The 6628-nt window shown below is 69.9% G+C and carries 8 protein-coding genes; 7 read left to right on the plus strand and 1 reads right to left on the minus strand.

Features of this window, described 5'->3' with window-relative positions:
- From glgA to B4E30_RS11365, 4 genes are all read left to right on the plus strand, one after another.
- The coding region (gene glgA, locus B4E30_RS11350) for a glycogen synthase (protein ID WP_286795375.1) at nucleotides 1-1002 on the plus strand (1002 nt) is incomplete at its 5' end.
- Between the two features lie 10 nt (nucleotides 1003-1012).
- Entirely contained in the window at nucleotides 1013-1798 is a 786-nt protein-coding gene (locus tag B4E30_RS11355) for an ABC transporter ATP-binding protein (protein WP_286795376.1), read from the plus strand.
- A gap of 113 nt (nucleotides 1799-1911) precedes the next feature.
- Entirely contained in the window at nucleotides 1912-2163 is a 252-nt protein-coding gene (locus B4E30_RS11360; protein ID WP_071043561.1) for a type B 50S ribosomal protein L31, read from the plus strand.
- 76 nt (nucleotides 2164-2239) lie between these two features.
- The gene (locus tag B4E30_RS11365) at nucleotides 2240-3121 is read left to right on the plus strand and encodes an alpha/beta fold hydrolase (protein ID WP_286795377.1); all 882 of its coding nucleotides are present in this window, start codon (nucleotides 2240-2242) and stop codon (nucleotides 3119-3121) included.
- A gap of 16 nt (nucleotides 3122-3137) precedes the next feature.
- Here the strand turns inward: B4E30_RS11365 and B4E30_RS11370 are convergent, their stop codons facing one another.
- The gene (locus tag B4E30_RS11370) at nucleotides 3138-3611 is read right to left on the minus strand and encodes an Lrp/AsnC family transcriptional regulator (protein WP_194383183.1); all 474 of its coding nucleotides are present in this window, start codon (nucleotides 3609-3611) and stop codon (nucleotides 3138-3140) included.
- A 166-nt stretch (nucleotides 3612-3777) separates the two neighbouring features.
- Here B4E30_RS11370 and pdhA point away from each other — a divergent pair, with 166 nt between their 5' ends.
- The 3 genes from pdhA to B4E30_RS11385 form a co-directional block, all read left to right on the plus strand.
- Nucleotides 3778-4911, plus strand: a complete 1134-nt coding sequence (pdhA, locus tag B4E30_RS11375; RefSeq protein ID WP_286795378.1) for a pyruvate dehydrogenase (acetyl-transferring) E1 component subunit alpha — start codon at nucleotides 3778-3780, stop codon at nucleotides 4909-4911.
- On the plus strand, nucleotides 4908-5954 hold the full coding sequence (locus B4E30_RS11380) for an alpha-ketoacid dehydrogenase subunit beta (RefSeq protein ID WP_286795379.1): 1047 nt from the start codon (nucleotides 4908-4910) through the stop codon (nucleotides 5952-5954). Before pdhA ends, B4E30_RS11380 begins: the two co-directional genes overlap by 4 nt.
- Nucleotides 5951-6628 (plus strand): biotin/lipoyl-containing protein (locus B4E30_RS11385; RefSeq protein ID WP_286795380.1); only part of this gene is annotated, 678 nt, incomplete at its 3' end. The genes B4E30_RS11380 and B4E30_RS11385, both read left to right, overlap by 4 nt.

A 6628-nucleotide genomic window follows, 5' to 3' on the forward strand; every position in this document is an offset into this window, starting at 1 on the left:
CTGCAGACGCTCGGCATCGACCTCGAGATCGTCGGCGACATCGGGGGAGCGGATGTCGTCCACAGCCACACCTGGTACGCGAATTTCGCCGGTCATCTCGCATCGCTGCTGCACGGCATCCCGCACATCGTCACCGCGCACAGCCTCGAGCCGCTGCGCCCTTGGAAGGCGGAGCAGCTGGGCGGCGGCTACGCGGTGTCGAGCTTCATCGAGAAGACCGCCTACGAGGCGGCGGCCGCGATCGTCGCCGTGAGCGACGGCATGCGCCGGGACATCCTTCGCAGCTACCCGGCGCTCGATCCCGACAAGGTGCGGGTCATCTACAACGGAATCGACGTCGCCCAGTGGCGACCGGTGCGCGACGACGCGTTCCTGCGCACGGCAGGCATCGATCCGGACCGTCCGTCAGTGGTGTTCGTCGGTCGCATCACACGCCAGAAGGGCCTGCCCTATCTCCTCCGGGCCGTCGAGTCGCTGCCCGCCGGCGTGCAGGTGGTCCTCTGCGCCGGCGCTCCCGACACGCCCCAGATCCTCGAGGAGGTCGAGGGCCTCGTGCGCGGCCTGCAGGAGACCCGGGAGGGGGTCGTCTGGATCGATCGGCTCCTGCCGCGCGACGAGCTCTGCACGATTCTCGCCGCTGCCACGACCTTCGTGTGCCCGTCGGTCTACGAGCCGCTCGGCATCGTCAACCTCGAGGCCATGGCATGCGGAGCGGCCGTCGTCGGCACGGCGACCGGCGGCATCCCCGAGGTCGTCGTCGATGGCGTCACGGGCCGGCTGGTGCCGATCGAGCAGGTGCAGGACGGCACGGGAACGCCGGTCGACCCCGACGCGTTCGTCGCGGATCTCGCTCGCGTGCTCACCGAGGTGGTGTCCGATCCCGCACGTGCCCGCGCGTACGGTGATGCGGGACGCCGCCGAGCCGCCGAGCACTTCAGCTGGGGCGCCATCGCCGAACAGACCGCCGCCCTGTACCGCGAAGTGGCCGCCGCCGGCCGATAGGCTGGGATGCATGCCGCAGGTGCTCGAATACTCCGACGTCGTCGTCCGCCGCAACGCCAGGGACATCATCGATCACCTCGATTGGTCGGTGAACGACGACGAGCGCTGGGTGATCCTCGGCCCCAACGGCGCCGGCAAGACCACGCTGCTGCAGATGGCGGACACCATGATGCACCCGACGTCGGGCACCGTCACGATCCTCGGTGAGCGGCTGGGGCGCAGCGACGTGTTCGAACTGCGGCCGCGCATCGGATTCGCCTCCTCCGCGCTGGCTCGTCGCGTGCCGCCGGAGGAGACGGTGCTGAACGTGGTGCTCACCGCGGCCTTCAGCGTGCTCGGGCGCTGGCGCGAGGACTACGAAGACATCGACGAGCGCCGTGCGCTGCGAGTGCTCGCCGAGTGGAAGCTCGACGAACTCGCCGACCGCACCTTCGGCACGCTCTCCGACGGCGAGCGCAAGCGCGTGTCGATCGCCCGGGCCGTGATGACCGACCCGGAGCTGCTGCTCCTGGACGAGCCGACCGCGAGCCTGGACCTCGGCGCGCGGGAAGAGCTGCTCTCCCTTCTCGGCGGCTATGCCCAGGCGCCGACGACGCCGGCGATGATCATGGTGACGCATCACGTGGAGGAGATCCCCGTGGGCTTCACACACGTGCTGCTGCTGCGCGACGGCCGTGTCGTCGGCGCCGGCCCCCTCGCCGACACCCTCACCTCCGCGGCTCTCACCGAGGCGTTCGGCGTTCCGATCGACCTCACCGAACACAACGGCCGCTACGCCGCCCGCGCGGCGCACTGACCTCGATTCCCGGCGCCGAGGCGACACCTGGTAGACTTGTCCGCTGGTGCCGTTGCGCCTCGACTTTCACCGGTCCCTCAGAACTCAAGGGGCCCGACCCCTCAAGGAACGCCATGAAGACTGACATCCACCCCGACTACCAGGCGGTCGTTTTCCGCGACCTCGGCTCGGGCGAGACCTTCCTCACCCGTTCGACGGTGACCAGCGACAAGACGATGGAGCTCGACGGCGTCGAGTACCCGGTGATCGACGTCGAGATCTCGTCGTCCTCGCACCCGTTCTACACGGGCAAGCAGCGCATCATGGACTCGGCCGGTCGCGTCGAGAAGTTCAACCAGCGCTTCAAGAACTTCGGCTCCAAGTAAGCAGCCCGTTCACGACAGCCCCGCTTCGGCGGGGCTGTCGTCGTTGTGCCCGCGGCGTCCCGCGTAGAATCGGCGGGTGTCCGCTCCGCACCCCTACGCCGCGCGTCTCGCGGCGATCCCGATGCAGCGACACGAGACCGACGTGCTGGGCTCGCCCACCGTGTGGTGGGAGTACGGCGACAGCGATGCCACGACGACCATCCTCGCCGTCCACGGATTCCGGGGCGAGCATCACGGTCTCGAACCGGTCGTGGCGTTCCTGCCGGGAGTGCGCTTCGTCATGCCGGATCTGCCGGGCTTCGGGGAGACACCCTCGATCCCGGGCCTCACGCACGACATCGACACCTACACGCGGTGGTTGATCGCCTTCGCAGCGGCGGTCGCGCCCGGCGCGGTCGTCCTGGGGCACTCCTTCGGCTCGATCATCGCCGCCTCCGCGGTGGCAGACGGGCTGGCGACCCCGCGGCTCGTCCTGGTGAACCCGATCGGCGCGCCCGCGCTCGAGGGGCCCCGCGGCATCCTCACCCGTCTTGCCGTGCTGTACTACCGGGCCGGTGCGGCCCTTCCTCGACCGCTGGGGGAGGCGCTGCTCCGCAACGGCGTCATCGTGCGGGTGATGAGCGTGTCGATGGCGAAGACGAAGGATGCGGAGGTGCGTCGGTTCGTGCACGACCAGCACGACACCTACTTCTCACGATTCGCCGACCGCGACGTGCTCCATGACGCATTCGTCGCCTCCGTCTCGCACGACGTGCGCGAATTCGCCTCGCGCATCACCGTGCCGACGCTCCTGATCGCCGCCGACAGGGATGACATCACCCCGATCGAGGCCGAGCGCGTGCTCGCGGCCACGTTCGCGGAGTCGACGCTCGTGGAGATTCCCGATGTCGGGCATCTCATCCACTACGAGACGCCCCAGGCGGCGGCGGCGGCCATCGAGGCTTTCCTCGCCGCGTGAGCGTCTTCCGCGCGGCTCAGGCTTCGCGCGTGGCGAGGTCGATCAAGGGCGCCACGCGGTACCCGATCACCTCTCCCATGATGAGGGAGGTCTCGGTGCGCTCCACACCGTCGATGGCCAGGATGCGGCCATCCGTGTCGAAGAGGTGCTGGGTGTCGCGACATGCGACGCGCACGAGCAGATCGACCTGACCGCTCAATCCGTCCGCCTGCACGACCTCGGGAACGCGGGCCAGTTCCGCGCGGATGCGGGGCAGGTCCGCCTGCCGCACCATGACACTGATGAACGCCTCGATCGGGAAGCCGAGGGCCGATGCCGAGATCGCGCGCTCGTAGGACAGGAACACACCGGAACGGTCGAGTCTGGCCATACGTGCCTGGACCGTGTTGCGCGAGAGGCCGAGTCGTTCGGCGAGGGCGACGACGGTCGCGCGGGGGTCGGCGGACAGGGCCGAGAGCAGTTCCAGATCGGTGCGGTCCAGAGTGGTCATAGTGCGAGACATTAGCACGCGCTTCGGGGGTGGATATACGCAACATGCTCATGGTGCGGGCGCATGCTTGAGCTAGGTGTTATACCGCCGTATCGTCGGCAGCACCGGCGAGGATGCCGGCCGACGCGGCGGATCCGGCCTCACGAGGGCAGGACCGCCGGAAGGGATGACGACGATGCACACCCTGAATCCGACCGCTGATCCGGCGACCGACATCGACGAGGTCGCCCGTCTGATCCGTGCTGACGGCACGCGCGTCTCCGACGGTGAACTCGATCCCTGGGTCGACGACGTTGATCATGCGTTCCTGCGGGACCTGTACCGGGACATGTCGCTCGTCCGGCGCGTCGACACCGAGGGGGTCGCGCTGCAGCGTCAGGGTCAGCTGGGCCTCTGGGCACCCTGCCGAGGGCAGGAGGCCGCGCAGGTCGGCACCGCTCGGGCCCTGCGGTCTGACGACTTCGTGTTCCCCAGCTACCGCGAGCTCGGAGTCGGGCTCGTGCGCGGCGCGGAGCCCGCGGATGTCGTGCTCTCCTGGCGTGGCGAGGTCCACGCGACCTACGACCCGCAGCGCATGCGCACCGCGCCGCCGCAGATCATCATCGGGGCGCAGTCGCTGCACGCGGTGGGGTACGCGATGGGCATCCAGCGCGATCGCGGCGGGGAGATCGCCGTGGCCTACTTCGGCGACGGTGCCACGAGCCAGGGCGACGTCAACGAGGCGATGGTCTTCGCGTCGTCTTTCGCCGCTCCGGTCGTCTTCGTGTGCTCCAACAATCAGTGGGCGATCTCGGAGCCGGTCACGGTGCAGGCGAGGTTCCCCATCGCCGGGCGCGCGCCCGGCTTCGGCATTCCGAGCATGCGGATCGACGGGAACGATGTCCTCGTGTGTCTGGCCGCCATGCGGTGGGCAGCCGATCATGCGCGCTCCGGAGCGGGCCCCGCCTTCCTCGAGGCCGTGACGTATCGCATGGGGCCTCATACGACCTCCGACGATCCGACGCGCTATCGCGCTCCGGAAGACCTCGAGGTGTGGGCGCAGCGCGACCCGATCATGCGGCTGGAGGCGCTCCTGAAGGCCGAGGACGCGTGGGACGACGCCTTCGAAGCCGGCGTGGCGGACCGGGCGGATGAGCTCGCGGCAGCGGTTCGGGATGCCGCGCTCCACGCGCGCTCCCGGGAGCCGCTCGCGGTGTTCGACGACGTCTACGCCGAGCCGCACACCGCGCTCGCGGCACAACGTCGCCGGTTCGGGGCGTACCTCGACGGATTCGCCGACGACGAGGAAAACGCGCGATGAGCCGGTTGACGATGGCTGCAGCGCTCGGCCACGGTCTGCGCAGAGCGATGCGCGACGACGAGCGCGTCGTGCTGATGGGGGAGGACATCGGGCGTCTGGGCGGCGTCTTCCGCGTCACGGACGGGCTCCTCGACGAGTTCGGGCCGGCGCGCGTCATCGACACCCCTCTCGCGGAGGCGGGCATCGTAGGCACCGCGGTGGGGCTGGCCTACCGCGGATTCCGACCCGTGGTCGAGATCCAGTTCGACGGGTTCGTCTACCCGGCCTTCGACCAGATCGTGTGTCAGGTGGCGAAGCTCCACTATCGCACGCAAGGACGCGTGCGCATGCCGCTCACCATCCGCATCCCCTGGGCGGGCGGGGTGGGGGCCGCGGAGCACCACTCCGAGTCGCCGGAGGCCTACTTCGTGCACACGTCCGGCCTTCGGGTGATCGCGGTGTCGCAGCCGCAGGATGCGTACGTCATGCTCCGGCAGGCGATCGCGTGCGACGATCCGGTCGTCTTCTTCGAGCCGAAGCGGCTCTACCACCGCAAGGGAGACGTCGACCTCGACGTCGATCTCGCCGACGCCTCGCCGATGGGCCTTGCGCGTGTCGCCCGCCCCGGCCACGATGTGACGCTGGTCACGTACGGTGCCCAGGTGACGACGGCGCTCGATGCCGCGGCCGCCGCCGAGGAGGACGGCGTGTCGATCGAGGTCATCGATCTGCGCTCCCTGTCACCCGTGGACTACCGCACGCTCGCGGCATCGGTGCGACGTACCGGCCGGGTCGTCGTGACCCACGAAGCCGGCGGCGAGGCCGGGATGGCGGCGGAGGTCATCACGAGCCTCGTCGAGCGATGCTTCCACTACCTCGAGGCGCCGCCGGAACGGGTGACCGGGCACGACATCCCCTACCCGCCGGCGAAGCTCGAAGCACTGCACCTGCCCGATCTGGATCGGATCCTCGATGCGGTGGACCGGGTGCTGGGACGACCCGCGAGCCCGACGGGGTTCGAGGACGAGGTCGTCATCCCGGAGGCGGAGGAGGCGGTTCGATGAGCGAGGACTTCCGGCTCCCGGACCTGGGTGAAGGGCTGCCCGAGGCCGAGATCGTGCAGTGGCACGTCGCCGAGGGCGACACGGTGTCGCTGAATCAGACGCTCGCCGAGGTCGAGACGGCCAAGGCCGTCGTGGAGATCCCCTCGCCCTTCGCCGGGGTGGTCAGGACACTGCACGCGGCGCCGGGCGACGTCGTCGACGTGGGTGCCGTCCTGGTGAGCGTCGACACCGCTGCTGCGTCGGGCGACGCCGGAGGAGACGGGACCGGCGGAACGGGCAGGGTCGAGGGGGATGCCGTCGAGGTCGCTGCGACCGCGGAGGCGGAGGAGGAGCCCGCGCCGGCAAACCTCGTCGGCTACGGAGCGGCCGTCGGCACACCCGCGCGCCGACGTCGTCGCCGCGCCGCGGCCCGGGAATCGAGCGCCGGCGCCGACACGGCGATCCTCGAGGCCGCACCTCATGACGCGATCCGGCTGACCGACACGGCCGCCGACACCCTCGCCGAGCGACCGCGGTCCACTCCACCGGTGCGGAAGCTGGCGAAGGATCTCGGCGTGGACATCGCCCTGATCACGCCGGCTGGTCTCGACGGGCTCATCACGCGTCGAGACGTCGAAGACGTCGCCGGACGGGGAGGCAGACCGGCAGCGTCGCGCGAGCGCGCCCCCTCGCAG

The sequence above is a fragment of the Microbacterium sp. UBA3394 genome, assembly GCF_002358725.1.
Lineage (GTDB): Bacteria > Actinomycetota > Actinomycetes > Actinomycetales > Microbacteriaceae > Microbacterium > Microbacterium luteum.